Annotated in this window: 23 protein-coding genes and 1 pseudogene; 14 read left to right on the top strand and 10 right to left on the bottom strand. The window is 74.3% G+C overall.

Annotated features, from left to right (window positions below):
- Positions 1–577: 577 nt before the first annotated feature.
- From AB0469_RS18505 to AB0469_RS18470, 8 genes and pseudogenes are all read left to right on the top strand, one after another.
- Positions 578–901: pseudogene (locus tag AB0469_RS18505) on the top strand (SDR family oxidoreductase); the annotation flags it as partial.
- A 91-nt stretch (positions 902–992) separates the two neighbouring features.
- Complete coding sequence (locus tag AB0469_RS18500) at positions 993–1,328, top strand: hypothetical protein (RefSeq protein ID WP_366452473.1); 336 nt, start codon at positions 993–995, stop codon at positions 1,326–1,328.
- A 46-nt stretch (positions 1,329–1,374) separates the two neighbouring features.
- Positions 1,375–2,013 carry a hypothetical protein gene (locus AB0469_RS18495; protein ID WP_366452472.1) on the top strand — a complete coding sequence of 213 codons (639 nt, stop codon included), beginning with the start codon at positions 1,375–1,377 and terminating at the stop codon, positions 2,011–2,013.
- A gap of 68 nt (positions 2,014–2,081) precedes the next feature.
- A complete protein-coding gene (gene lepB / locus AB0469_RS18490) occupies positions 2,082–2,759 on the top strand; it encodes a signal peptidase I (protein WP_366452471.1) in 678 nt (225 codons plus the stop codon).
- Between the two features lie 133 nt (positions 2,760–2,892).
- Positions 2,893–3,246: a PRC-barrel domain-containing protein gene (locus tag AB0469_RS18485; RefSeq protein ID WP_366452470.1), complete on the top strand. Its 354-nt coding sequence runs from the start codon at positions 2,893–2,895 to the stop codon at positions 3,244–3,246.
- 251 nt (positions 3,247–3,497) lie between these two features.
- Positions 3,498–3,887, top strand: coding sequence for a hypothetical protein (locus AB0469_RS18480; RefSeq protein ID WP_366452469.1), 390 nt, complete (start codon positions 3,498–3,500; stop codon positions 3,885–3,887).
- A gap of 155 nt (positions 3,888–4,042) precedes the next feature.
- Complete coding sequence (locus AB0469_RS18475) at positions 4,043–4,582, top strand: winged helix-turn-helix domain-containing protein (protein ID WP_366452468.1); 540 nt, start codon at positions 4,043–4,045, stop codon at positions 4,580–4,582.
- Positions 4,579–5,874, top strand: coding sequence for an MFS transporter (locus AB0469_RS18470; RefSeq protein ID WP_366452467.1), 1,296 nt, complete (start codon positions 4,579–4,581; stop codon positions 5,872–5,874). The genes AB0469_RS18475 and AB0469_RS18470 overlap by 4 nt, the downstream gene beginning before the upstream one ends.
- A gap of 90 nt (positions 5,875–5,964) precedes the next feature.
- On the opposite strand, the gene AB0469_RS18465 is transcribed toward AB0469_RS18470, so the two are convergent.
- Entirely contained in the window at positions 5,965–8,094 is a 2,130-nt protein-coding gene (locus AB0469_RS18465) for an MMPL family transporter (RefSeq protein ID WP_366452466.1), read from the bottom strand.
- A 63-nt stretch (positions 8,095–8,157) separates the two neighbouring features.
- Between AB0469_RS18465 and AB0469_RS18460 the strand changes: the two genes are divergently transcribed.
- Positions 8,158–8,652 (top strand): MarR family winged helix-turn-helix transcriptional regulator, encoded by a 495-nt coding sequence (locus AB0469_RS18460; RefSeq protein ID WP_366452465.1) that lies wholly within the window; start codon positions 8,158–8,160, stop codon positions 8,650–8,652.
- A 1-nt stretch (position 8,653) separates the two neighbouring features.
- Here the strand turns inward: AB0469_RS18460 and AB0469_RS18455 are convergent, their stop codons facing one another.
- The 3 genes from AB0469_RS18455 to AB0469_RS18445 all read right to left on the bottom strand — a co-directional run bounded on the left by AB0469_RS18455 (position 8,654) and on the right by AB0469_RS18445 (position 12,972).
- On the bottom strand, positions 8,654–9,871 hold the full coding sequence (locus tag AB0469_RS18455) for a VWA-like domain-containing protein (protein ID WP_366452504.1): 1,218 nt from the start codon (positions 9,869–9,871) through the stop codon (positions 8,654–8,656).
- Positions 9,872–10,011: 140 nt separating this feature from the next.
- Positions 10,012–11,286: a MoxR family ATPase gene (locus tag AB0469_RS18450; RefSeq protein WP_366452464.1), complete on the bottom strand. Its 1,275-nt coding sequence runs from the start codon at positions 11,284–11,286 to the stop codon at positions 10,012–10,014.
- Between the two features lie 234 nt (positions 11,287–11,520).
- Positions 11,521–12,972 (bottom strand): hypothetical protein, encoded by a 1,452-nt coding sequence (locus AB0469_RS18445; RefSeq protein WP_366452463.1) that lies wholly within the window; start codon positions 12,970–12,972, stop codon positions 11,521–11,523.
- 292 nt (positions 12,973–13,264) lie between these two features.
- Between AB0469_RS18445 and AB0469_RS18440 the strand changes: the two genes are divergently transcribed.
- A complete protein-coding gene (locus tag AB0469_RS18440; protein ID WP_366452503.1) occupies positions 13,265–15,229 on the top strand; it encodes a translation factor GTPase family protein in 1,965 nt (654 codons plus the stop codon).
- 14 nt (positions 15,230–15,243) lie between these two features.
- Here AB0469_RS18440 and AB0469_RS18435 read toward each other — a convergent pair whose 3' ends face one another.
- The 5 genes from AB0469_RS18435 to AB0469_RS18415 form a co-directional block, all read right to left on the bottom strand.
- Positions 15,244–15,783, bottom strand: coding sequence for a hypothetical protein (locus tag AB0469_RS18435; RefSeq protein ID WP_366452462.1), 540 nt, complete (start codon positions 15,781–15,783; stop codon positions 15,244–15,246).
- Positions 15,784–15,938: 155 nt separating this feature from the next.
- Positions 15,939–16,379, bottom strand: a complete 441-nt coding sequence (locus tag AB0469_RS18430) for a VOC family protein (protein ID WP_366452461.1) — start codon at positions 16,377–16,379, stop codon at positions 15,939–15,941.
- Positions 16,380–16,402: 23 nt separating this feature from the next.
- Positions 16,403–17,137 (bottom strand): dienelactone hydrolase family protein, encoded by a 735-nt coding sequence (locus AB0469_RS18425; RefSeq protein WP_366452460.1) that lies wholly within the window; start codon positions 17,135–17,137, stop codon positions 16,403–16,405.
- A 282-nt stretch (positions 17,138–17,419) separates the two neighbouring features.
- Complete coding sequence (locus AB0469_RS18420) at positions 17,420–19,444, bottom strand: ATP-binding cassette domain-containing protein (protein ID WP_366452459.1); 2,025 nt, start codon at positions 19,442–19,444, stop codon at positions 17,420–17,422.
- Positions 19,445–19,914: 470 nt separating this feature from the next.
- Positions 19,915–21,333, bottom strand: coding sequence for a cellulase family glycosylhydrolase (locus AB0469_RS18415; protein ID WP_366452458.1), 1,419 nt, complete (start codon positions 21,331–21,333; stop codon positions 19,915–19,917).
- Between the two features lie 314 nt (positions 21,334–21,647).
- Here AB0469_RS18415 and AB0469_RS18410 point away from each other — a divergent pair, with 314 nt between their 5' ends.
- From AB0469_RS18410 to AB0469_RS18400, 3 genes are all read left to right on the top strand, one after another.
- A complete protein-coding gene (locus tag AB0469_RS18410; RefSeq protein ID WP_366452457.1) occupies positions 21,648–21,893 on the top strand; it encodes a hypothetical protein in 246 nt (81 codons plus the stop codon).
- A 364-nt stretch (positions 21,894–22,257) separates the two neighbouring features.
- On the top strand, positions 22,258–22,770 hold the full coding sequence (locus tag AB0469_RS18405; RefSeq protein ID WP_366452456.1) for a hypothetical protein: 513 nt from the start codon (positions 22,258–22,260) through the stop codon (positions 22,768–22,770).
- A gap of 2 nt (positions 22,771–22,772) precedes the next feature.
- Complete coding sequence (locus AB0469_RS18400; protein ID WP_366452455.1) at positions 22,773–23,246, top strand: flavodoxin family protein; 474 nt, start codon at positions 22,773–22,775, stop codon at positions 23,244–23,246.
- 117 nt (positions 23,247–23,363) lie between these two features.
- Here AB0469_RS18400 and AB0469_RS18395 read toward each other — a convergent pair whose 3' ends face one another.
- Entirely contained in the window at positions 23,364–24,716 is a 1,353-nt protein-coding gene (locus tag AB0469_RS18395) for a cytochrome P450 (RefSeq protein ID WP_366452454.1), read from the bottom strand.
- 659 nt (positions 24,717–25,375) lie between these two features.
- Here AB0469_RS18395 and AB0469_RS18390 point away from each other — a divergent pair.
- Positions 25,376–26,668, top strand: a complete 1,293-nt coding sequence (locus AB0469_RS18390) for a cytochrome P450 (RefSeq protein WP_366452453.1) — start codon at positions 25,376–25,378, stop codon at positions 26,666–26,668.
- The last annotated feature ends 80 nt before the right edge of the window (positions 26,669–26,748 follow it).

Genomic DNA, 26,748 nt, shown 5'->3' with positions numbered 1-26,748 from the left:
CCGGCCGCCGTGGCCGCGGACAGCCCGCCGTCCCCCGGCTCCCCGCCCCCGGCCGGCGCGCGGTCCGGGCCCGCCGTCCTCACGCAGCACCCCGGGCGTCAGGTCCGTGGTCCGGGCCCGGTCCAGGTGCCCGGAACCGCCCCCGGCCACCGCGGACAGCTCCTCCAGGCTGGTGAGCCGCACCAGGTGCAGGCGGATGTGGTCGCGCAGCTCCGCCGGCCGCCGCGGGGGCGGTCCGCCCGGGGGCGCGTCCGGCGTGCGCCCCGCGGCGTTGCGCACGCCTGCGTCCCGTTCCCCAGGGCCTGGGTCTCCAGTCACCAGGGGGCGACGGAGGGGAGCAGTGGTCCGGCCGCGCATTCCGGTCCGGGCCTGGCACGTGAACCGGCCGCCCTCGGAAGGAGCATGCGCGGATCGTCCAACCGGGTCGCGTGGATCGTCCGAGAACCCTCCCCCCGGCCGCGACGCATGCCGCGGGAGGCGGGTGCGCCGGATCATACGGACGGAGGGGCCCACCCCACCCCTCCGCTCTCAAGGAGACAGCCATGGTGAACACCCCCGGCGCGACGCTGGCAGGAAAGGTCGCCTCCTGAAGAAGCCCCTCACCGAGATCACGGAGGAGGAGTACGACCGCATGTTCGCGGTCAACTCCAAGGCCGCGTTCTTCGTGATGCGCGAGGCCGCCCGCAGGATGGAGGACGGCGGCAAGATCATCACCATCGTGACCTGGCTGCTCGCTGCCTACACCGGCCTCTGCTCCTCCTACGCGGGCAGCAAGGCCCCGGTCGAGCACTTCACCCGCGCGCTGTCCAAGGAGCTGTTCGGCCGCAACATCATGCTCACCGACGGCTGGTGGGCCAACGGCCAGACCCTGTTCCTCAACGGCGGCCACACCACCCGCTGACCCCGTCCCGGCGGTACCTGAGTACGCGGCCTCCGGCGATCTGAGTAGCCGGACGCTGCCGGAGGCCCGGCCGCCCGGGTTGGCTGGGGGCATGAACGCATCCGCTTCCCTTCCCCCGGTCTCCTCCGCACCGCCGCGTGACCTCACCCGGATCCGGGCGGTCGTGGCCGCCCTCCTGTTCCTGCCCGCGGCCGCCGTCGCCGGTGTCCTGACGCTGGCGTCGGAGCGGGCGTCGCGGTGCGTGACGTACGGGGAGCAGTGCGCCTCCGGACTGCCGGGGTGGCTGTTCGGATGGGGTGCCGGACTCGGCGTCGTGGCACTGGTCGTCGCCCTGGCCGCGCCGGCCGTGCGGATCCGGCGGGTGGCGCTCGCCGTCCAGCTCCTCGCCGAGTGCGCCGCGCTGCTGGTGATCGTCAGCCACGCCTGAGGCCCGCCCGCCGCACTGCGCGAGTCCCCTGCTAGAACGGGGGACGATGGGTACCCGGGAACGCGAGCGCAAGGTGTACCGGCCGCTGCGGCGGGCCGGCCTCGAGGTGATCCCGGACGCCGTGCCGGACGGCACGGTGCCGTTCGTCGTCGGATACCGCTCCGAGGACGTCGCCGGCGGTTTCACCCACCGGTACGACACCCCCCGGCTCGTCGACCGGCTCAACGAGGACTGGTACGGCCTCGCCGTCTCCCAGGGGCTCTTCGACCACCGGCGCGAGTTCCTCGTCCAGCTCCCCCAGGGCACGCGTACGCACCGGGCGGCCGTGGAGCACCTGCACGGCGACCGTTGCGCCGCACCGGCGCTGTGGACCCGGGTCCGGCTCCAGGACCGCTGGGACGTCATGGGCCGGGGTGCGGCGTCGGCGTTCCTCGGCGTCCACGCCGGCCACCCGGGCTTCGCCATGATGGCCCTCGACGGCAGCGTGTACATCAGCGCCTCCACGGGCGAGACCGGCGTCGGCGTGATCGCGGTCCGCCGGCCGGACCGCTCGGAGCACGTGCTGCGGCATCTGGAACGCATCGCGTCCGACGACAGCCCCTACGTCCTGCGCGAGTTCAAGGAGCGGACCGCCGCCTGGCTCGCGGACCGTCCACGCGCCGCGGCCGCCGGCCCCGACCGCTGATCGCCTGCGGTCCGGAACTGACCGTATTGTTTTGGCCAATGATGACTGCTGGGAGAGGACACGGCCGGATGCAACGCAGACCCGGGCGCAGGAGGGGCATCGGGGCGGTCGCCTCGCTGGTGCTGGGCGTCGTGCTGATCGCCGGTCCGATCGCGTTCATGCTGAACCGGTTCACCGCGTCGCACCAGTCCGGCGAGAACATGCGCCCCACGTACGCCCCCGGCGACCTCGTGGTCCTGCGCAAGGACACCTCCGGGGTCCGGCGCGGGGACGTGGTGCTGTACGACCCGGCGGAGTGGGGCCTGAAGGGTCCGTTCCTGGGACGTGTGGTGGCGGTGGGCGGCGACCGCATTTCCTACGCGAGCGGGGACAAGACCCTGACGCTGAACGGGCGGCCGCTCGACGAGCCCTACGTGCAGGACGCCCCGGGCGACGGCGGGGTGCCCTTCGACGTCGCGGTGCCGCAGGGCCGGTTCTTCGTCCTGGGCGACAACCGGGGCAATTCCGCCGACTCCCGCTTCCACCCGGAGGCCGGCCAGGGCACCCTGCCCGTGGCGGCCGTGACCGGGGTCGAGGAGGACCAGGACGCCCCGGCGGCCGTGGGCCTGGGCCTGGCGATGTCCGCCGGGGTGCTCCTCCTGCCGGTGGGGGTCGGGCTGGGCATCGCCGCCCTGGTGGCGCGCCGGCGCGGGCCGGTAGCGGCCGGACCGGTCCACGGCGCCTTCCCGGCGGGCCCGCACGTCTGACGGTGCGCCACGACGCCGTCGGCGTGACTGCCGGGACGCTTCAGGTGCTTGACCGCGCCGGTTCCGGGCAGGCGAGGGTCGGAGCGGAGCAGTGCCCGCTTCCGAGAGACCGTCGAGAGAGGGAGTCGCGCTCGTGAACGACAGCATCTGGGCCTACCACCTGACCGTCGCCCGTTTCGAGGACAGGGACCTCACCGGCTACACGGTGGAGGCGGTGGACGGCAGCATCGGCAAGGTCGACAAGCACTCGTACGAAACCGGGAACTCCTGGATCGTCGTCGACACCGGGCCCTGGATCTTCGGCCGGGAAGTGCTGTTGCCCGCCGGAACGATCACCCGGATCGACACCGCCGAGGAGAAGGTCCACGTCGACCGGACCCGGGAACAGGTGAGGAACGCGCCCGAGTTCACCCCGGGCGGCCGCCTGGGCGATGCCGACCACCACCGGGAGACCGGCGGCTACTGGGGCGACACGGCGCGCTTCTGACCCCTGGGGTCGTCCCGGCCGCGACCCGCAGGACGGAGCCGCCACCGGCCGGGCGCCGTCCGCGAGTTCGCCGTTCACTCCGCGCACCGCGTGATGCGCCGCGTCGGCGTCGTCGTGGATAGGGTGGGCCGCTCGGGCAGTACCGTGCGGGCGGAGCGTCCTGTTTCCGGAGGGGGTGAGGAGCGTGTTCTTCTCCGGCTTCCGTTAGGGCCCCACCCAGAACCCTTCTGGGGCGGCCGTACGGAGCGCACATGTCCCGCACCGCCCACCACGTTCCCCACCACCGGACCCCCCACGGGATCCGGCTCCGCAGCCTCAGGGGCGTTCCCTGGGGCGAGTACCCGCGCAACCACCCCGAGCGCAGCCACACCCTGACGGGCCTGCGGTACACCCCGGCCGAACTCGCCCGGGCCGGAAGGGAGGGCCGGCGCCCCCGCCCCGCCGAGGTCGGGCGGTCCTTCGCGGTCTACGCGTACTGCTGTGCCTGGATCCACCGGAGCCGGTACGTCAAGACCGCCGCCGCCCTCGACGAACGCGCGGCACGGGCCCGGCTGCGGACCGACCTGCGCAAGGCCCTCTTCGACGAGGAGGCCGACATCCGCCCCGTGCGCCATCGGCACGGCGCCCACGACGACTTCTGATCCCGAACACGACGGAGCCCCCGCTGTCCGGCCCGGTGCCGCAGCGGGGGTTTCGTCATGTTCCGGCGGCCTTCGGGGCGGGTGCTCGGAGTCGTTCCGGGAATCCGCGCGGAAACCCCTTGCTCAATGGTCAAGAATCGTTGACCATTACTCCCATGCCAACCGATGATCTTCCCGAGACGTTCCACGTCACCACGGACGAGCAGCTGCGCGCCGTCTCCAACCTCACGCGCCACCGCATCATGGCCGTGCTCCGCTTCGAGCCCGCCACGATCACCCAGATCGCCGAGCGGGTCGGCCTCGCGAAGGGAAGCTCCAGCTACCACGTGCGGCTGCTGGAGCGGGCCGGCCTGGTGAAGGTGGTCCGGACGCGCAAGGTCCGCGGGGTCAACGAGCGGTACTACGCGATGGCCGCGCGGTCGATCGTGCTGCCGGACCCGGGCGAGGGGGGCCCGGACATGCTGATGCGGCACGCGGTGGCGGACCTGGAGGCCGCGCCGGCGGACGGCGAGCGGCACGTGCGGATGGCGCACCTGCGGCTCACCGACGAGCAGTTCGCCGAACTGGGGGCACGGCTGGAGGCGCTGGCGGACGAGTACCGGGCGCTGTCCGATCCGTCGCTGCCGGACGCGTCGCTCGTCTTCGCGCTCTTCCACCCGGCGTCGGGCCGACAGGCCGGAGGGGAGGCCAAGTGACCTCGGACGTACAGAAGCTGCCGGCCGGGTTCGGACGGCTGTGGACCGCGCAGACGGTGTCCTCGCTCGGTGACGGGGTGACCCATGCGGCGCTGCCGCTGCTCGCGCTCACGCTGACGCGCGATCCGATGGCGCTCGCCGTCGTCACGGCCGCCGGAACGCTGCCTTGGCTGCTCTTCGGGGTGCTCGGCGGCGCGCTCGTGGACCGCTGGGACCGGCGGCGCACGATGTGGGTCACGGACGCGGCGCGTGCGCTGCTGCTCGGGATACCCGTGGTGGCGTCCGTGCTCGACGTGCTGAACATCGGGCTGCTCGCGGCCGTCGCCTTCCTGCTCGGCCTCGGCGGACTCTTCTTCGACACGGCCGCCACGGCCTATCTGCCCGATCTGCTCGGCCGCGACCCCGCGCTCCTGGAGCGCGCCAACTCCCGCCTGCGCGGCACCCAGACCGCTGCGTCCGGCTTCGCCGGCCCGCCCGCGGGCAGCGCCCTGCTGGCGCTCGGGCGGGCGGTCCCGCTGTTCGCCGACGCGGTCTCGTTCGCGCTCTCCGCACTGCTCGTACGGTCACTGCCCGCCGTGCCCCGGCCCGTACCGCAGGCCCGTGAGTCGCTGCTGCGGCAGGCGCGGGCCGGTGCCTCGTACGTGTTCCGGGACCGGTTGCTGCTCGGACTCGCGCTGCGTCCGGCGGTCGGGAACGTCGCCTTCATCGCCGTGGAGACCGTACTCGCCCTCTTCGCGCACGAGCGCCTCGGCATCGGCACCTTCGGCTTCGGCCTGCTCCTGACCGCGGAGGCCACCGGCGGTCTGCTCGGGGCGGGCATCGCCTCCTTCCTCGGCCGCCGCCTCGGCACCGGCACCGCGCTGACCTGCACGGCAGCGGTCGAGGGTCTCGCCGTCCTGGGTCTCGCCGCCGCCCCGAACGCCTACGTCGCAGGCCTCGCGCTCGCCGTCTGCGGCGCGGGCATGGGCGCCACGATGGTGCTCGCCCCCTCCCTCCGCCAGACGATCGTCCCCGCCCACCTGATGGGCCGGGTCGCCTCCACCTCCCGCATGCTCGCCATGTGCGCCGCCCCGTTCGGCGCCTTCCTCGGCGGCTGGCTGGCCACCGCCTACGACATCCGCACCCCGCTCTACGCCGCCGCGGGCCTCCTCCTGGCGATGACGGCCGTCACGGCGTCCATGACCAACAACCGCCGCGTCGAAGCGGCGCTGCGCGCCGCCGCCCCGGCCGCCGCTCCGGACCACCCGGCGGACGAGGCGCCCGCCCGGGAGGGCGCACCCGAGCTGACGTGACGCCCGCGGGAGGGGCGTCACGCGAAGCCGGGCGCCGGCCCCCGGCCGGGATGGCCGGCCAGCCGGAGCCTCCTGTCGCATACGAGTCCTTCACGTCCTCGGTTGCGTCGTCGCGGCAGCGGCAGGGGGACCGGTGCCGGCGCCCCGGTCGCGGCCCAGTGCGCTGGGCCACCAGCTCCGGGGGCCGATGTCGATCACGAGGGCGGGGACCAGGAGGGAGCGTACGACGAGGGTGTCGAGGAGGACGCCGAAGGCGACGATGAAGGCGATCTGGACGAGGAAGGCCAGCGGGATGACCATGAGCGCGGCGAACGTGGCGGCGAGGACGACGCCGGCCGAGGTGATGACCCCGCCGGTGGCCGTGAGCCCCCGCAGGACGCCCCGGCGGACACCGTGCCCGAGGGTCTCCTCGCGCACCCGGGACATCAGGAAGATGTTGTAGTCCACGCCGAGGGCGACGAGGAAGACGAACCCGTAGAGCGGGACGGACGCGTCCGCGCCGCTGAAGCCCAGCACGTGCTCGAAGACGAGCGCGCTGACGCCGACGGTGGCGAGGAAGTTCAGCGCGACGGTGGCGACGAGCAGGAGGGGCACCAGGACCGAGCGGAGCAGCAGGACGAGGATGAGCAGGATGATGGCGAGGACGACGGGGACGATGAGGGTGCGGTCGCGGGCCGCGGTCCGTTCGGTGTCGTAGGCCTGGGCGGTGTAGCCGCCGACGAGCGCGTCCGCCGCGGGGACGGAGTGCAGGCGGTCCCGGAGTTCGGCGACGGTGTGCTTCGCCGCGTCGCTGTCCGCCGCCGCCGTCAGGGTGGCGTCGATCCGGATCCGGCCGTCCACGACCAGGGGCTCGCCCCCGCCGGGCCGCCCGGAGGCGGTGACCGGCGAGGCGGAGGCCACTCCGTCGGTCGCCCGCGCCGCCGCCTGCACCTCCGGAGCGGCGGCCGCGTTGGCGATGATCACCGCCGGCTGGCCGGATCCGCCGGGGAAGTGCCGCCCGAGGGCGTCCTGGGCGGCTACGGAGGGGGCGTCCTTGACGAAGACCTCGTCCAGCGGGACGCCCCGTGCGGACAGGGCCGGTGCGAAGGCCGCCAGGACCAGCAGGAGCAGCGACGTCGACACCCACACGCGCCGGGGTGCCCGGTCGATGAGGGCGGCGACCCGGCGCCAGAGCCGGCGGCCCTCGCCGGCGGTGTCGGACGCCCTGGGTGCGGCGGGCCAGAAGGCGGTCCGGCCGAGGAGGGCCAGGACGGCCGGGAGGAACGTCAGGGTGGCCAGGACCGAGCAGGCGATGCCGATCGCCCCGACCGGGCCCAGGGCCCTGTTGTTGGTCAGGTCGCTCGCCAGCAGGGCGAGCAGGCCGAGGGCGACCGTGGCGGCGCTGGCGGTGATCGCGCCCGCCGAACGGCGCACGGCGGCGACGGCGGCGGCCGCGCGGTCCTCGCGGGCGGTGAGCTCCTCCCGGAACCGGGAGGCGAGGAGGAGCGCGTAGTCGGTGGCGGCGCCGATGACCAGGATGGACAGGATGCCCTGGACCTGCCCGTCGACGCGCACGACGCCGCGGTCGGCGAGGGCGTAGACGACCGCGCAGGCCAGGCCGAGGGCGAACACGGCGCTGATGATGATCAGGAAGGGCAGCAGCACACTGCGGTAGACCAGCAGCAGGATCAGGAGCACGGCCCCGAGCGCGACGCCCAGCAGCAGTCCGTCGATGCCGGAGAAGGCGTCCGCGAGGTCGGCCTGCGTGGCCGCCGGTCCCGCGATCTGCGCGGTCAGCCCCGGTACGGCGGCCGCCGCGCGCACCTCGTCGAGGACGGCGGCCCGTTCGTCGCCGAGCCCGGGGGACAGGGGGACGACCGCCTGGAGCGCCGCGCCGTCCGCGGAGCGCAGGGCCGGTGACGGCTGTCCCGCGATGCCCTTCCCGCCGGCCAGGCCGGCCACGGCCCGTGTCGCGTCCTGCTGCTGCCCGTCGCCGATTCCGCCGCCCCCGGAGGCCTGCCAGACGATGACCGCGGGTACCGACGCGGAACGCTCGAAGGCCTTGCGGGCCTCGATGACCCTGGTGGACTCGGCGCTCCGGGGCAGGAACGCGGCCTGGTCGTTGGTGGCGACCTCGCCGAGCCTTCCGGCGTACGGGCCGAGCGTTCCGCCGATGCCCAGCCAGACCAGCAGCAGTACGACGGGCACCAGCCGGCGGGCCCGGCGCGGTGTGCGCGCCATGACGAACCTCCCCTTGCTCGATCATCAAGTATCTCAATCATTGAGAGATCTTATGCTGGTCCCATGCGCAGCACTGACACCTCCCGGCCCGTACTTCCCTCCGACGACCCGATCGGGTTGCACTCCTTCGCCGTGCTGCTGCGGGCGATGAACGCCGAGTTCAACCGCATCGCCCAGGAATTCGCCCATGCGCAGGGCCTGCACCTGACGGACGTACAGGCGCTCATCGCCGTCCTGGACGCCGAACACGACGAGGACGCCGGCCCGATGACGCCCGGCGGCCTGCGGACGCGCATGAACCTGACCTCGGGCGCCGTCACGGCCTGTCTGGACCGGCTGGAGAAGGCGGGCCACATCCGCCGGGTCAGGGCGGCCGACGACCGGCGCGTGGTCCACCTCCACTACGCCGAGGCCGGCCGCGACGCGGCCCGCGCGTACTTCCGCCCCCTGGCCCGGGCCACCGATGCCGCCCGCTCGGGCTTCGGCCCCGACGAACTGCACGTCGTCATCCGCTTCCTGGCCGAGATGAACCGCGAGCTCACCCGGGTGGGGCGCTGAGCTACCCGATCGGGACGACGCGCGCCCACGCGGGCGGGGCGTCGGGGGTGTAGTCCGGGTCGTCCTCGTCGTCGTCCTCGTCCACGGCGCGGGGGACGCGCGGGAAGAGACCGACGACCGTGCGACAGGGCGGCTGCGCGGACGGCCACGGCGTCTGCCCGTCCGTCAGGGCGACGATCACGTCCGGGCGGGGCCGCGAGCGCAGCGCCCGCGCGAAGCCGGACCGCAGGTCCGTACCGCCGCCGCCGATCAGTTCGAGGTTCTCGGCCCTGCTCAGCGGCACGGCGACGCCCGCCGCCGCGTCACAGGAGATCACCGAGACCAGGTCGCGCCGTCCGCCCACCGCCCGCGAGATCGCCGCCACCTCCAGCAGCGCGCTGCCCAGCTCCGCGTCGCTCACCGACCCCGAGGTGTCGATCACCACGCACACCCGGGGCGGCATCCGGCGCAGGCTCGGCAGCACCACGCCGGGGAGGCCGGCCGAACGCCGCGACGGGCGCCGGTAGCTGTGGTCCTCGCCCGCCCCCGGCGCACCCGCGGCCGCGCGGACCGCCGCACCGAGCAGCTGCCGCCACGGCTGCGGAGGGTGGAACGCCTCGTCCGCCCACCGCCGCCACCCCTGCGGCGCGTCCCCCGGCCGGCCGGTGATTGCCTCGGACACCCGGAAGCGCACCGCGTCCCGCTGCTGCCGGCTCAGCCCGTGCGCCCCCTCGGGCCCCAGCTCCCAGGGCCGCGCATGCCCGTCCGCCCCACTGCCGCAGTCCAGCCAGGACGTCCCCGCGGTGAGGCCCGCCATCGAGCACGTCCGCAGGTACTCCTCCATCAGCAGCCCCTCCGGCAGGCCCAGCAGCGAGGCCCGTACCGCCCCCGCCGGCATCGGCAGGCCGTCGCCGTAGATGTCGTCGTTGATCTCGAAGTCCGCCGCGATGTTCTGCCGCAGCCGCCGGCCGGGCCCCTGCTCCCCGTGCTCCCGCGCGTACCGCTCGCCGCGCCCGTGATGGTCCCGGAGCAGGTGGGACACCTCGTGCACCCACACCCCCGCCAGCTCCTCCAGCGGGGTGCGCGCCACGAACAGCGGGGAGACGTAGCAGCGCCAGTGGGTGTCCACCGCCATCGTCGGCACCGACCGGTCCTCCACCACGTGCAGCGCGAAGAGCGCACTGGCGAGGTACGGGCGGACCTCGACCGCGTGCAGCCGGGCGGCCAGCAGCTTCTCCAGGTCCAGCGGGACGGCCGGCCCCGGCGGCGGCCCGGGCACGGCGACCCGCACCGGCCGCGGCGGCGGCGGGTTCATCGGCCGGGGCAGCGGGCGCGCGGCCGGGGCCGCCGGGCGCCGCTCCGGCGGCTTCACGGCCCCGGTCACGCGCACCCGCCCGCCGCGCTCCGGGCACCGGTGGCCGCGGCGGTCCGGGCCACCGAGCCCTCCGCCCGCCGGGCCAGGCCGACGACCGAGGACAGGCGCTCCACCGCCTCCGGCACCTCCCAGCCCTCGCGCCGCAACGCGGCCAGCGCCTTCGCCGGGCCGACCAGCAGATCCGGTGCGCCGGTCTCCAGCGCCCTGACCAGCACCGCCCAGGCCGCCTCCCAGCGCTCCCGCTCCGGGCGGGCGCCGACGGCGGCCACCACCGCCTCCAGCACGGCCTGGCGCAGGTCGCCGCGCGCGGGCAGTTCGGCGGCGCCGGGGTCGGCCAGCAGTACGTCCGGGTCGGGCAGCTCCATCCGGTCGACGTGCGCGAGCAGTTCGAGGCCGGGCCCGTCCCCGACCGCGCCCCGGACCAGCAGCGCCAGCACGTCCCGCGAGACGGAAGCGGCCGTGCCGAAGGCGAGCAGCGTCATCGCGGCCTCCCAGCTGCGGGGCGAGGGCCAGGCACCGCCGCGCCGGGTCTCGGTGGTCGGCAGCCGGTGGATCAGCGTCGGCCGGGTGTTCAGGAAGCCGCACACCGCGCGGCGGGCGAAGGCCACCGCGTCCGGCAGCCCCGCCGCGTCCAGCCGGGGCAGCTGCGCGCTCGGCCAGACCCCGCCGAGACCGCGCACCACCACCTCCCGGTCGTGCACCCAGTACAGGTGCACGAACCGGTTCGCCAGCGGCGGGCTCAGCTCCCATCCGTCCGCGGCCGACGCCCGCGGATTGGCGGCGGCCACGATCCGCACGCCGGGCGGCAGTTGCAGCGCACCGACCCTCCGCTCCAGGACCACGCGCAGCAGCGCGGCCTGCACGGCCGGTGTGGCGGTGGACAGTTCGTCCAGGAACAGCAGCCCCCGCCCGGCCCGCACCAGCTCCACGGCCCACTGCGGCGGGGCCATGGGCACCCCGTTCACCGCCGGGTCCTCGCCGACGACGGGCAGCCCGGAGAAGTCGGTGGGCTCGTGCACGCTGGCGATCACCGTGGTCAGCGGCAGGTCGAGGGAGGCGGCGAGCTGGGTCAGCGCGGCGGTCTTGCCGATGCCGGGCTCACCCCAGAGGAGCACGGGCAGGTCCGCCGCGACGGAGAGGGCCAGCGCCTCCAACTGCTCGTCGCGGCGCGGCTCGGTGGTGGTCGTCCGCAGCAGGGCCAGGAGGTCTTCGGCGAGGCCGAGCTGCGGCCGGTCGGCCGTCGGCGGTACGGGCGGGGCGAGGACGGTGCTGGAGGTCATGGGCATCACCTGGAGGGGTTCGTGGACGGGAGACCCGTCGGGAGGGAGCGCGTACGGCGGTGCGCGCCAGGGGGAGGCGGTGGCTACGGTGGTGCGCCGGTGGTCCGGCGCCGGGTCGGCCGAGCCGTCGGGGTGGGGCGGGGGCGGGGACGCGGCCGCCCGGCCCCGGACGACGGGCCCGGGACGACCGGTTGGTGAAGGCCGGGAGCGCGGGAAGGCGGGTCCCGCGGGGCTTCAGCCGCGCAGGACGGTCCGCGGCCGGGTACGGCCGGCGCGCTTGCGGAGCAGGTCCAGCGGCAGACGGCGGTCAGGCCGTGACCGGTGGCCGTCGTCCCCCGCCCCGTCCGCGGCGGGGTGCACCGGTACCAGGCCCGAACGGAACAGCCCGTGTTCCAGGCGGCCGGCCAGCGCACCCTGCAGGGCGTCCCGCAGCGGCCCCTCGCGCAGGACCGCGCCGGGGCCGAGCAACCCCTCGACCACGGCCAGGGCCCCGGTCACGTCACCGTGGCCGAGCCGGTCGCGGACCGCGGGCAACGCCTCGGGGCTGCGGTGCACCGCGTCGATCGCCCGCAGGCAGGGCAGCACCGGCCCGCCGAGGGCCCCGAGCAGGTCCTCGCGGGCCAGCTGGGCCGGCTCGTGGTCGACCGCCGCCAGCACCCCGTCCCGCAGCGCGATCCGGTGCACCTCTCCCCGGCACTCGACCCGGTGCGGGTCCGCGGACCCGTGGCCCGGGCCCGCGTCCCCACCGGCGGCCGCGGCCCCGGGCCCGCCGGGCGGCCACGGCTCCGCGGGGCCCGTGGGCCCCGACGCCGCCAGTGCCGCCGCGACCAGCGGGTGAAGCCGTTCCGCACGGAACAGCCCGGCCCGCAGGAGCTCCAGGTCCGGAAGGGCGCGTACCGCGGCCTCCGGCAGCACCGGGAGCTCCGCGGTCCGCTGCGGCGACAGCGCCTCCCGTACCGGCCTGAGCACTGGGGCGTGGCCGTCGTCGGGGGCGACGAGTTCGAGCACGGCGCGGCTGCGCGCACCGAGGCGTACGGTCAGGGCCCCGCGCGAGCGGCCCTCGGCGCGCAGCAACAGCTCGGCCTCCGCCGCCCAGTGGTCCGGCGGCCACGCGGGCCCCCCGCCACCGGGGCCGTCCGGTGCGGCCGCGCCGCACCGCCGCGCCAGTTCGGCGCTGCGCGTGCCGTCCCAGAGGTGGCGGTGCAGATCGAGCCGGAAGCGCCGGTCGGGGTGGGGGTGCGGATGGTGCCCGGGCGCGTCCGTCCGGGAGTCCTCCCAGAGCGCCAGGGACATCCGCTGGCCCGCGTCCGCCCAGGCCGGCGGCGTCCGCACGACGAGATGGGCCACCGCGGCGTCCGGGCCGCCGTAGCGGGCCAACGACAGGGTGAGGCCGGGCCGCAACCGCCCGTCGGGGGCGATCCGGGGCATGTGCCAGCGCAGCAGGTCCGGCGCCAGCCGGCGCAGGTCCGCCCGCAGGCGGGAGGCGAGGTCGGTGCCGTGGCGGAGGCGCACGGCGCGCAGATCGAGATCGACGTCGATCCGGGCGGCGGCGCAGGCGCCCGCCCAGTCACCGGCCGCACGGCGGGCGGTCGCGGTTTCGATCATGGACGGTGGCACGGCGTACTCGCGTACGCGCTGCCACATCAACAGGCGGGCGGGAACCGGTTCCGCGAAGTGAGCTGCCATCAGCACTCACCTTGCGCGGACGATTCCTCCGATCCGGGAGAGGGGAAGGTCTTCATCGGCGGCATCATAGGCACCTCCCGGACGATCTGTCAGCCGCGTATCCCGAGCCCTGCCGTGGTGTCCCGAGCCCTGCCGGGCCGGGCGGAAAACCAGTGGCCGTCCCGCCCGCCCGCGTGCGAGCCTCCCGGGGAGAGCCCTCTGCCTTCAAGGAGCCGACCGATGCGCCGAACGTCCGTGTCCCCCGCGAAAGGAACGCCCATCCACCTGAAGGACATGACGCTCTGTGCCATCCATTGCACGCACGCTGAACCTGGGGATCCTCGCCCACGTCGACGCCGGTAAGACCAGCCTGACCGAGCGGCTGCTGTACGCGGCCGGGGTCATCGGCGAGATCGGCAGTGTCGACGAGGGGAACACCCGGTCCGACAGCCTCGAACTGGAACGCCGCCGCGGTATCACCATCAAGTCGGCGGTGGTCAACTTCCCGCTCGGCAGCGGGGATTCCGCGGTGTCCGTCAACCTGATCGACACACCGGGGCACCCCGACTTCATCGCCGAGGTGGAACGCGCCCTCGGCGTCCTGGACGGCGCGGTCCTCGTCGTCTCCGCCGTGGAGGGAGTGCAGCCGCAGACCCGCGTCCTGATGCGGACGCTGAAGCGGCTCTCCATCCCGACCCTGCTGTTCGTCAACAAGGCCGACCGCGCCGGCGCCGACGTCGACCGCGTCCTGCGGGAGATCGGGCACCGGCTCGCCGTGCCCGCGATCCGCATGGGGCGGGTCACCGGCGGCCTCGGCACGAGCGCGGCCCGGGTCACGGCCCTCACCCCGGACGACACCGCCTTCACCCGGCGTCTCCTGGACGTCCTCACCACCCACGACGACGACCTGCTCGCCGCGTACGTCGCCGACGAGCGGTCCCTCCCGTACGCACGGCTGCGCGCCGCGCTGGCGGCGCAGACCCGCGGCGGGCTGGTGCACCCGGTGTACGTCGGCTCGGCGATCACCGGCGCCGGCATCGCGGACCTCGTCGAAGGCATCGGGGAACTGCTGCCCGGCGAGCACGGCGATGCCCGGGGTCCTCTGTCGGGGCGGGTGTTCAAGGTGGAGCGGAGCGAGGGCGGCGAGCGGATCGCCTACGTCCGGCTCTTCTCCGGACAGGTCCGGGCCCGTGAGCACGTCCGGGTCGCCGGCACCCGCTGCAAGGTCACGGACCTGGCCGTCTACGACCGGGGCACGGCGGTGCGCCGTACCGTCGCCCGGGCCGGGCAGATCGCGACGCTGCGCGGCCTGTCGGCGGTCCGGATCGGGGACGTGGTGGGCCGGGAGCCCGAGGGCCGCCCGTACGGCCGCGCCTTCGCCGCACCCTCCCTGGAGAGCGTCGTGGTGCCGGCCGACCCGGACGGCACGGGGGCCCTGCACGCGGCCCTGGCCCGGCTCGCCGAGCAGGACCCGCTGATCGGCCTGCGCCAGGACCCGGACAGCGGGGAGCTGACGGTGTCCCTCTACGGCGAGGTCCAGAAGGAGGTCCTCGCGGCCACCCTGGCCGAGGAGTACGGAACCGCCGTCTCCTTCCGCGAGACGACACCGATCTGCGTGGAGCGCGTCACCGGGACGGGCGCCGCGTACGAGATCCTCGACCACGACGGGAACCCGTTCCTGGCGACGGTCGGCCTGCGCGTGGAGCCGGCCCCGGCCGGCAGCGGGGTCCTCTTCCGCCGGGACGTCGAACTCGGCTCGCTCCCGCTGGGCTACATGCGCGCCGTCGAGGAGACCGTCCACGCCACGCTGCGGCAGGGGCTGCTCGGCTGGCAGGTGCCCGACTGCCTGGTGACCATGACCCACTCGGGTTTCTGCAGCATCCGCAGCACGGCGGGCGAGTTCCGGGGGCTGACCCCGCTGGTCCTGATGTCGGCGCTGCGGCGGGCCGGGACCGTGGTCCACGAGCCGGTGCACCGGTTCCGCCTGGAGTTCCCCCAGGACGCGTACGCGCCCGTGTCGCTCGCCCTGGCCCGCCACCGGGCCGTTCCGGGCACCCCGGCGGCCGTCGGGGACGCGTACGTCGTCGAGGGCCACCTGCCCGCGGAGCACGTGCACGGCCTGGAGCGGGAGCTGCCCGGGCTCACCGGCGGGGACGGCGTCCTGGAGACGGAGTTCGCCCACCACCGCCCGGCCCGGACCCCCCGCGCCCGGGAGCGGACCGACCACAACCCCCTGCACCGCGAGGAATACCTCCTCCACGCCCACCGAAGGCTCTGAGACCCGCACGAGCGCTAGCCGTGCGGCTCCCGGGTCGCCGCTGCGCGGCGGAAGGCCCGGTCGCAGGTGTGGCCGGAGCGGGTGGCCGTCAGGGAGAGGTTTTCGAGGAGGCCGCCGTTGGTGAACTCCAGGTGCCAGGAGCCGCTCTCCAGTGCCACCGCCGGGGCGGGCTCCCCCTTGCGCGCCGTGACGTGCCAGCCGCGTTCCTCCAGGGCGGATTCCAGGGCTGCCAGCCGGCCGTCGTCCGCGGGGCCGTTGCCGGACCAGTGCGCCGAGCAGTCGGCGAGGTCGCCCTTCTCGGCGGGGGACGCGGCGCCCGGGGTGAGCCCGGCCGCCGTGGCGGCGGCTGCGAGTTCCGCCTCGACCGTGCCGCGCGAGGGGTCCTTCCCGGCGCGGGCGGGGGCTCGGCCGTCGGCGGGTTCCCGGACCCAGCCCGCCCGGTGGGGCCCGTCGGCCGGTGTCCGGACGATCCCGCCGATGACGAGGCTGCCCGCGAGTGCCGCGACGGCCGCGGCCGTCACCCCCACGGTCCTGCCCCGGCGGCTGCTGCTCACGTCCGTACCCTCCGCACCGGTGACCTGCACCGGAGCGGTGTGCTCCGGTGCAGGTCACAGGCTAAGGGGTCCCCGACCGTCCGTTGACCGGCGTCATGCACCGTTCATGTTCCACGGGCGGACGCCAGGGGGGTCACCAGGGCGGCTCCTCCTCTTCAGGGCAGCTGCTCGGCCAGTCCGACGATGACGCCCTCCGGGCCGCGGACGTAGCAGAGCAGATGGCTGTCCTCGAACCGGGCGATCCCACCGACGAGTTCGCCGCCGTGCGGGCGCAGGCGGGCAACGGTGTCCTCGATGTCGTCGACGGCGAACATGACGCGGTGCGTGCCCAGAACGTTGTGCGGCCGGTTGCGCGGCCCGGCGTCGATCACCGCGGGGCTGCGGTACCTCGACAGCTCGATCCGGCCGTGCCCGTCCGGCGTCCGGAGCATCGCGATGTCGCAGCGGACGCCGTCGAGTCCGGTGCACCGGTCGGCGAAGGGGCCCTCGACCTGCGCCGTGCCCTCCAGCTCCAGACCGAGTTCCACGAAGAACGCGATCGCGGCGTCCATGTCCTCGACCACGATGCCGACGTTGTCCATCCTCCGGACCGCCATGCCGGTCCCACCTTCCTCTTCCCTCAGTCGCTGGTCAGGGCCCGGTCCAGGAGGGGGAGCAGACGGTCCCAGTGGCGCTCCAGCCCGGAGGCGCTGAACGCGTCGGTGTCGGACATGGTGAAGCCGTGGACGGTGCCGGGGTAGACCTCGGAGGTGTGGCGGACGCCTGCGGCGTCCAGGGCCCGGTTGAGCTCCTCCAGGGCCCCGGGCGCCATGTCGCCCTCGGCGTGGCCGAGGTGGACCTGCGCGGTGATGGTGGAGAAGAGGCCGGGCCCGTCGGCGCCGACGGGAGCGTGGAAGGCGCCGACGGCGGCCACCTCGCCCGGGTGGGCCGCGGCGGTGCGCATCGCCAGGAGGCCCCCGAAGCAGTAGCCGGTCACCGCGACCGGGCCGGCGGCCACCTCGGGCCGGGCGGTGAGGAACCGGAGGTAGGCGTCGGCGTCGCTCAGGGCGCGTTCGGCCGTGTGCGCCCGGATCAGGGGCATCAGCTGGGCCATGACCCGGAGGCGGTCCTCCTCTCCGATGTGCTCGGGGAGTTCGATCACCGGCGTCGGGCCGTGGCGGTAGAAGGGGTTGGGCACGAGCACGTAGTACCCGTGCCCGGCCAGTTCGCGGGCCAACTCCCGCAGGACCGGCCGGATGCCGAAGCCGTCGGGGTACATCAGCACCCCCGGGTGCCGTTCGCCGTCGTCGGGAAAGGCGGCGAACGCGTCGGACCGGCCGTCCGCGGTCGGAATCTGCAGCGGTGTGACGGGCATGGATCCTCCTGTCGTGGCTGATGTGTCGAACCCGTGGTCAACACGACGGAGGCGGAGCCCGTGCGACGGCGCAGGATCCCGGATCGGACAGCGGGCCCCCACCGGCCCGCGAGGTGCTCAGAAGGGCACCGGGTCACCGATCCGTGCGTGGCGCGATGCCGTCCCGGTGGTCATGCCCCCAACGTAGACCACGGAACGAGCCCGGCACCAGCACCCGCCCGCCGCGACACGCGTCGGGGCGACTCCTCCGGCAGCTCCCGCTCCACGGCGGTGCGGCGGGCGTCACGGGGTCGCCTCCCCGACGTCGGTGGCGCCCGTCCGGTACCCGCTGGCCTGCAGGGTGAACATGGCGGCGTAGTCGCCGCCCAGGGACATCAGCTCGTCATGGGATCCGGACTCGACGATGCGACCGCCGTCGAAGACGAGGATCCGGTCGCAGGCGACGACACTGGCCAGCCGGTGGGAGACGAGCACCGTGATCTGGTCCGGGCGCAGGCGGCCGCGGAGCACCGCCTCGTACACGGCGTGTTCGGACGGCGGGTCCATGCTGGCGGTCGGCTCGTCCAGGAGGAGGAGCACCGCCTCCTGGTACAGGCCCCGGGCCACGGCGATCTTCGCCCACTGGCCGCCGGAGAGCTGCTGTCCGTCCTTGAACCGCTTCGACAGCACCGCGTCCCACTGACCGGGCAGCCCGGCGATGACCCGGTCGGCCCCGGCCGCGCGGGCCGCGGCCATCGCCCGCCCGGGGGCGACGTCGGTGAGGGTGCCGGCGCCGGCGGTGACGTTCGCCAGTGCGCTGAAGGGGAACCTCACCGGATCCTGGAGCACGCAGGCGACCCGCCGGTGCACGGACTGCGCGTCCATGTCGCGGACGTCGACGCCGTCCCAGCGGACGCTGCCCCGCTGCGCCTCGTACAGGCCCGCCAGGAGTTTGGCGCAGGTGGACTTCCCGGACCCGTTGAGTCCGACGAACGCGACCGTCTCCCCGGCCCGGAGGGTGAAGGAGATCCCGTCCAGGGCGGGGGCGTCCTTGCCGGGGTACGTGAAGCGGACGTCCCGGACGGCGATCTCCTCGACCCGGCCCGGCGCCTCCAGCGCGGAGGTCCGCGACAGCAGGCCGCGGCAGCGTTCCTGGACGGCGAGGAGGTCGTCGACCCACAGGGCGTGCTCGTAGACGAGGTGGCCGACTTCGACGAGCCGGGTGAGCGAGGTGCGGCCCGCCTGGATGGCCAGGACGGCGCCGGCTCCGGCGGCCAGGGGCAGCCAGCCGGCGATCAGCATGGCGGCCAGCGCCGCGTACGTGACGCCGGTGCCGATGCCGCCCACCGTCCGGCCGGCGAGGTCGAGCGTCGCGGAGCCCACACCGAGCCGGGTGTCCTCCTCGGCGATCCTGACGGTCAGGCGGTGGTGCTCGTCCAGCAGTGCGTCCTGGACGGCGTCGGAGCGGAGCTCGGCGGCCGCGTCCACGTCGAGCAGCAGCCAGGAGAACACCCGGACGCGGCGCTGCAGGGCGTTCCAGCGCTTGAAGGACCGGAACCGGGCCCGCGCATTGCCCACGGCGGCCGCGCCGACCGGCAGGACGGACAGCAGGAGAAGGGGCAGGAGGGCGGGGTGCAGGACGCTGACGACCCCGGCGCTGCCGATGAGGCCGAGGACGGCGGAGAGGAGGGAGACGACCTGTCCGACGATCATCCGGGCGTAGAAGAGCCCGCGGTCGTTCGCGCGGTACACCTCGTCGTGCCAGTCGGGGTCCTCGACGGCTTCGAGCCGCACGTGGGCGGTGAGGCGCAGGAACTCGCATTCCAGCGCGGTACGGATCTTGGGCGTGACCCGCGCCTGGGCCACGGCGACGGCCGCTTCGAGCAGGGCCCGGGCGGAGAGGAACCCTGCCACGAGCAGGATCTGGGGGAGGGCGGCGCGCACGCGGTCGGGCGTGGGGCCGGCGGCGAACAGGTGCTGGAGGACGTGCACCGAGGCGACCAGGCCGAAGGCGGCCATGGCCGCCGAGCCCAGCTGGCAGACGACGGCCGCGAGGGTGGCACGCCGGTCCGCCTGCCAGGCGAGCCGCCCGATCAGCAGGGCGATCCGCGGAAGGCGGGCCAGGACCTGCGGCACGGTGGCGCTCGCGGCGGCGCCGTCGTGCACGGACCAGTACGCCTCCTCCAGTCCCTCGGTCACGTCCGCGTCCCGGGACGCGCCGGGCACCGCGGCCGGAGGCAGGGGCAGTGACAGGGGCAGTGACGGGGGCAGGGGCGCGGACCGGGGCCCGGGTACGGCGCCGGACGCCGTGCGGGGGGACTCGCTCATGCCGTCCACCTCGTATCCGCCCGCGCCGGACGGCGTGCGCCCGTGGCGGACGGCCGCCGTCGTTCGATTTCGGGGACGGCGTGGGCGGGGGCAGGTCCGGGAGCCATCGTGTCCTCCATGGGGGCCGTCGGTTGGCACAGATGCTCCAAGAACGTCCCCGATCCGGCGTCGTCACGGTCCCGGAAGGGCGAACCGGTCGAACACGACTGCGAAACCGGGGCGCGGGGCAACTGCTGCCTGACCGGCGCCGTTTGAACTCCTTCGTTCGAGTGGTCGCCGCCGTGTTCCTACCCGATCAGGTACTTGCGCGGGCCGAGCCGCCGGTTCGAGGCCTCGGCGAGGTCCGCCGCCCGGCGACGCGCCGCGCGGCCACCCGGGCACGCAGCACGGGGCGGCGATGGGAGGAACCCCGCGGGGCCGCGGACGCGATTTCCGGAGCGGGCGGCCGGGTGGCCGGGTGGCCGGGTGGGCTACCTCGGGGTGATCGTGACCCGGTACGTGGTTCCGGCGCGTCCGCGCGCGGTCACGTCGACGGTCCGGCCGCGCCCGTCCCACCTGGCGTTGCCGCCCTGGACCGCGACGCGGTAGCCGTCGGGGTAGGTGTCCCGGGGCACGGTGATCTCGGTGGGTCCCTCGGCGTCGTCGCGGGTGCGGAAGGTGAGGGTGTAGGTGCGGGTGGCGGGCTCGTACGCGAAGCCGAGCGGGTCACCCGCGACGGCCCGCGCGTACGGCTGGGCGAGGAGCCGGGCGTTGGGCTTCGCCGCGCCCGTCTGGTCGAGGAAGCAGTAGCCGCCGCCCCGGCACCACTGCCACCAGGTCCAGCCGCTGGAGAACCGGTCCAGGGAGGCCGTCATGTCGGTGACGAACCGGCTCGCGTGGGGCACGTACGGGTTGCCGCCCCACTCGCCGACGATCACCGGCATGCGGTTGCGGGCCGGGTAGTCGCTGATCGCGGCCTCGTAGGCGGGGATGAAGGTGCCGTCGGGGTCGTAGTCGCCGCCGGTCTCCATCGCGGTCTCGTAGAAGTGCGGCGCGTACCCGGCGTGCGGATCGTCGATGCGCCCCAGCCGTGTCGGGACGCCGAGACCGACGATGACGGTGGGCTCGACGAACACCCACGACTTCCGGTCGACCAGCCGGATCGCACGGGCGAGGCGGTTCCACATCTCGGTGAGCTCGCCGGCCTCGAAGCGGGCCGCGGCGGCGGGGAGGTCCTCGCCTTCGAGGAACTTCGCGAACGGCTCGTTCATCAGGTCGTAGCCGAGCAGCGCCGGGTGACCGCCCAGGGCGGAGGCGACCGTCACCCACATGCGGGCGTGCGCGGCGCGGAGGTCGGCGTCCTTGTACAGGTGGTCGAAGGCGGTCTGCACGGACGGCTCGAAGTACTCGGAGAACCAGTCGTCGGGTATCGGCGTGAACGGCAGCCCCTCGTCGCGGGTGGCCCAGGCGGGAACGCCGCGCGAGCCGAAGTGCGGTCCGTACACGTCCTGGTGGGCGTCGAGGACGACCTTGACGTGGTAGCGGTCGGCCCAGTCGAGGATGCGGCGCATCTTGGCGAGGTATCCGCGGTCGTAGCGCCCGGGAGCGGGTTCGAGGTCGTCCCAGAAGAACGCCAGGCGCGCGAGGTTGAAGCCCCGGGCGGCCATGTCCCTGAGGTCGCTCTCGTGGATGTCGGCGAACGCGTCGGCGCCCCGGCTGCCCTTGTCGGAGAGGTTGAAGCCGCGCCACTGCAGCGCGCGGCCCTGGCCATCGGCGATGAAGGTGCGGTCACCGACCGTGACCCGGTCGGGGGAGCGGTCGGGGCGTGCCTGGGCCTGCGCGGGGAGCGCACCGAGCAGGAGGGCTGCCACGGCGAGGCCGACGGGGGCGAAGCGGGAGGTCCGGCGCATGCAGGAGGGCCTTTCGAGGGGGTCTTCTCGGGACGGCGTGCTACTGGCCGGTCGGATGTTACTGACGGGTGACTCAACTTCCCATCCCTTCGCAGGAGTTGGATGGACTTCCTTCTCCTCGGCCTCCCCCGGGCCGCCGAGGCCCCGTCCGCTGGGAACCGGCGGCCGAGGATCCGCCTGGGGCGGTGGTCGCCGTCGTCGGCGTGCGGAGTCGGTTGCCGGGCGGTACGGTCGCAGAGACCCCTGCGCGGGATCCGCCCGATCGAGGAGCGCGCACGCGGTGCTGCGCTCCGCCGTCCGGAGAGGACAGACCGATGAAGGGACGACTCGCCTTCGCCGCTCTCGCCGCGGCGGTCGTCGCCGTACTTCCCGCCGCCGCGTCGGCTCGGGCCGTCCCGGTGCAGCCCGGCGGGGACTGTGCGGCGCTCATCAACCTGATCTCCGACCCGGGCGTCTCCGTCCAGGAGAAGAAGCAGGCCGGCCGGGACTTCGTGAACACCCACACCAGGGATGAGATCGACGACTGCCGCCGCAGCTACCAGGGCGGCATCCCGCAGTAGCCCGCGACCGTACGGACCGGGTCTTCCCGATTTCCGCCCCGGCGCCGATGATGCGGCGGCGGTCCCGGCGGCTGACGCCGGTCAGGGCGGGGGGTGGTTCCGGGACGGAGTACGGGCGGGAACTCGTGGCGGGCGTCCGGCGGGGGGACGCGGAGGCCGTGGGCGTACTGCCGGGGGCGGGAACGGCTCCGGACACGCTCGCGGACGACGGCCTGCCGGGTTCTGTGCCTGGCGGTCGGCGCCCACGACGCCGCCGTCGCAGGAACGCTGGTCCGGGCCGGCGCGGACCCGGACCGCCGGCTGCCGGACGGTACGACCCCCCTCCTGCGGGCCGTCGACGGCGGTTCGCCGCGGTTCGCCGGCGATGACCGGGGCCCTGCTGGGGGAAGGCCCGCTGCGGCTCGCCGCGGCCGAACGGGAGCGGCTGCTCGCGCTGGCCCGGCACCGGTACCGGAGGTGTGCCGAGGCGGGCCTCCGCGACGGGACGGCGGAGTTCGGCCCGGTGCGCGAGGAGTACGTCGAGGACGGCGAGGACGACGTGGCCCGGCTGACGCTCGGCTGCCTCACGGTCCGTGCCGGGCACGGCGCGGTCCTCACGGAACCGGAACGTGCTGCGCGGGACGCCCTGCTGGTGCTCGTCGCCGACGGGGACCCGCGCGTGCGGCGCGGGGCCGGCCGGGTGCTGATCGTCGGCGACGACGGGAGCCGCGAGTTCGCCGACGCCCTCGCCGTTCTGCTCCGCGATCCCGAACGCGCGGTGCGGCGGGACACCGCGGCCTGCACCGCGGCCTACGGCCGGCCCTCTCGCGGGCGGGGCGGTGTCACATCCGACGGGGCTGCGCTGTCCTCAGGGAGGAAGCGAGAGAAAGGACCGTGAGGATGAAGACCGTCATCGTGTGCGCCTCCGTGTCGCACGGCAATACGCGCCGGGTCGCCGACAGCATGGCCCGGGTACTGGGCGCGCAGGTCGTCGCCCCCGAGCAGGCAGACCCGGCGGAGCTGGCGGGCGCCGACCTCGTGGGATTCGGCTCGGGAGTCTTCTACGGCAGGCTCCACCCCCGGCTGACCGACGTCGTCAAGGCGCTCCCCCGCGGGCGGGGGCGGGCGTTCGTGTTCGCCACCAGCGGGCTCCCCGAAACACCGCTGGCACCCTTCACCCGCCCCGTGGTCCGGCTCCTCGAAGGCAAGGGCTTCGCGGTGGCCGGGAGCTTCTCGTGCCGGGCGTTCGACACGTGGATGCCGTTCAGACTCGTCGGCGGAATCAACAAGGAGCGGCCGGACGCCGGGGACCTGGCCGCCGCGCGGGAATTCGCCGGACGGCTGCGGCAGGACGGGCGAGGGCCGGCCTCCTGACCTGACCTCTCCTGACCTGACCTGACCTGACCTGACCTGACCTGACCCGGCCCGCTCCGCGGGGCTCCCGTGCGTCCGGCGCGACCGGAGCCCCCGTGTCCGTTCCTGCCCCCGGTGTTACCCCCGGGGCGTGACGATCATGGGAACGCGGTCCGCGTGCGCCACGGCGGACGCGACCTCCTTCGGCGTGTGACCGGGCACGGGGGTGAACTTCCAGCGGGCGAGCCAGGTGGCCAGGGCGATGGTCGCCTCCGTGTAGACGAAGGCGTCGCCGATGCACTTGCGGTTCCCCGCCCCGAACGGCAGGTAGGTGTCGCGGCCGATGCCCGCGGCGGCCTGGCGTTCCGGCAGCCACCGGTCCGGGTCGAACCGGTCGGGGTGCTCGTAGACGTCCGGGTCGCGGTGGACGGCGTAGAGGCTGAACGCCACCTCGGTGCCCTCGGGCAACTCGACGCCGGCCAGCCTGACAGGAGCGGTGGTGCGGCGCATCAGCATGGTCACGCCGTGCAGGCGGACCACCTCGTCCAGGACCCGGCGGATGGCGGGCAGGCGCGGAACGTCGTCGATCGTCACCGGCCGATCGCCGACGACCTCCCGGATCTCCGACACCACCTGCTCCTCGACCTCGGGATGGGTGGCCAGCTTGTGGAAGGCCCAGGCGAGGGTCGCGGCCGTGGTCTCCGCCCCGGCGAACAGGATGGTGCTGAGCTCGTCCCTGACCTCGACGTCCGTGAGGCCGGCGCCGCTGTCGGGGTCCTGGGCGGAGAGCAGCAGGGACAGCAGGTCACCGTGGTCGGTGTGTCCCGTCCGGCGGGCCGTCGTGACGACGTCGTCGATCACCTGGCGCAGCGCGGCCGCGGCGGTGTCGAAGTCGCGGTTGGCCCGGATCGGCAGGCGGTCCAGAACCTTGGGCGAAGCGGCGCGGATCAGCAGGTTCTTCAACAACACGGGCAGGTGTTCCCGCACCGCCGTCACGGCCGGCAGGCCGATGTCCGTGGAGAAGAGCGTCGAGGCGAGCGTCTCGATGGCGTACCCGGCCATCGCCTGCTCCATCTCCACCTCGTCGCCCGGCTGCCAGGAGTCGGCCAGGGCGAGGGCGTTGCGGCTCATGGTCAGGGAGTATCCGACGATCCGGTCGCGGGCGAACATGGGCGCCATCAGGCGCCGGTGCTTGCGGTGGAGTTCCCCGTCCGAGGTCGATATGCCCTCGCCCGCGAGGGGTTTCAGCCGCTGGAAGAAGCGGCCCTTCTCGAACGACCGTGCATGTGTGGTGGTGATCTCGTGAACGAGCCGAGCGGTCGTCGCCACGTACATCGGCATGGTGCCCAGGTCGACCCGGACCAGGTCCCCCTGGGACCTCAACGAGCAGAAGAAGCGGAGCGGATCACGCCACAGGTGCACGGCGTGCCCGAGGAGGGGCAGGCCGCCACGTGCCCGCGGAACTGACTGGAGTGCGTCGACAGTCGACATGACAAGTCCTTCACTGGGGACGGCCGTTGCACGGTTGGTGACCGGCCGTCAAGGGGTCCGGGGAGGCGCGCAGGCCCCTCCGATCGCTCGGCATGCTCGTTGAGCTGGCCTTACTCTGCCGGATTCCGCCGGGAGCGCCAGGAGGCAGGATCTGCGTTTCCGGTGTGCTGAACGGCCGGCCATGACCGGTGGACACCGTCCCACGTGCGGTTTTGCTTCCCCCGGAACGGTGATCGCGGGTGGCGTTGCAATGGATGGGTTCGCTGAGGACGCAAGACGGGGCGGCCCGGCCCTGGAAGCGCGGTGACCTCCACGGCCGTGCTCGTCCTCCTCGCCGTGCAGCGGCCGTGCGCCGGGTTCGAGGATCCTGCCGAGCCCTCGCGCAAGGAGCCTTCCAGCCCCTGTCCGCACGACAGTTGGAGGTGCGCGGGGGAGACGGCCGCGCCGGTCGGCCGTCTGCGGGCCATGGATATGCTGCGATCGCTGCTACCCGTATGCGTCGGCCTGACCAGCCCCATCGATGCATCACCTTGGTCAGTGCCGGCACCGCCCCGGAGGCTTTTTTGAGCACATCACCGCACCACATAGGACCCTCGCATGCCTCTGTGCCGCCGCCGGAGTGTCCCGCCCACGCGTTCGGCGGCGGACGCACGCGACTGATGGAGTCCGACGTTCCGCCGCAGGAGCTGCACGAGCGGCTCCGCGAGGCGCACGGCTCCGTCGTCCCGGTGCTCCTGCCCGGGGACCTGGAGGCGTGGCTGGTGGTGGGGTACCAGGAGATCCAGTACGTGCTCCGGAACACCAACCAGTTCTCATGCGACTCACGGCACTGGAACGCCGTCAAGGAAGGGCGGCTGGCGCCCACCAACCCCCTGCGCCCGGTCACCGAGTACCAGCCGCTGATCGCCTTCACGGACGGCCAGGAGCACGCCCGCCTCCGCAGTGCCGTCACCGACGGCCTCGAACGGTTCAACCGGCAGGGCATCCGCCGCTACGTCACGCGCTACACCCACCAGCTGGTCGGCAACTTCGCCGCCACCGGCAGGGCCGATCTCGTGGCCGACTTCGCCGAGCCCCTGCCCGCCCTGGTCCTCGGCAAGCAGTTCGGCGTTCCGTCCAAGCAGGCCATTCCGCTGGGATGGGCCGTACGCGACATGGTGCGGGGTACCGACAGCGCGCTGGAGAGCAACCGGTTCATCACGCAGATCATGCGCGAGCTGGTGCGGGAGAAGCGGGCCAGGCCGGGAAACGACTTCGCCAGCTGGCTCCTCGCCCACGAATCCGGCCTCAGCGACGTGGAGGCCGAGGAGCACCTGCGCCACGCCATGGTGGCCGCGGTGGAGAACACGGTGAACCTCACCGCCAACGTGCTGCGCGTGGTCCTGACCGACCGGCGCTTCCGCGGCAACCTCGCCGGCGGGCAGATGACGCTGCCCGACGCCCTGGACCACGTCATGTGGGAAGCGCCCCCGCTGACCCTGATCCCGAACCGCTGGGCCACCGAACCGGTGTTCCTCGGGGGGCAGCACATCCAGTCCGGAGACATGGTCATGCTCGCCCTGGCCGCGGGCAACCGGGATCCGCAGGTCCGGCCCGACCTGTCCGTCCCCATGCACGGCAACCGCGCCCACCTGGCATTCGGCGCCGGCCCCCACCAGTGTCCGGGCCAGGACATCGGGCGCACCATCGCCGACACCGGCATCGACACCCTTCTGGCCAGTCTGCCGGACATCGAGCTCTCCGTGCCGGAAGCGGAGCTGCCCATCGAGTTGTCCTTCATCTCCAGCCCGCTCGGAGCCCTGCCCACCACGTTCCGGCCCCGCCCCACCGCACAGCCGGGGGCGAACCAGCTGCGCTCCCCCGAGCCCGCGCTCCGGGCAGCCGGGCACACGCCCCCGCCCGCACCGCGCCGCCGCTCGTGGTGGGCGAGCCTGTGGGGCAGCCGAAGCTGACTCCGGCCGCGCCGCAGGGGGACGGACCATCGACGGTCCGCCCCCCGTGGCGAAGGGTCCCTCATGCGGGGACCGGTGAC

It is taken from the genome of Streptomyces sp. NPDC093801, from assembly GCF_040701585.1.
Classification (GTDB): Bacteria; Actinomycetota; Actinomycetes; order Streptomycetales; family Streptomycetaceae; genus Streptomyces.
The sequence above is the reverse complement of the archived record's forward strand: the minus strand, read 5'-3'. Positions and strand labels throughout refer to the sequence as shown.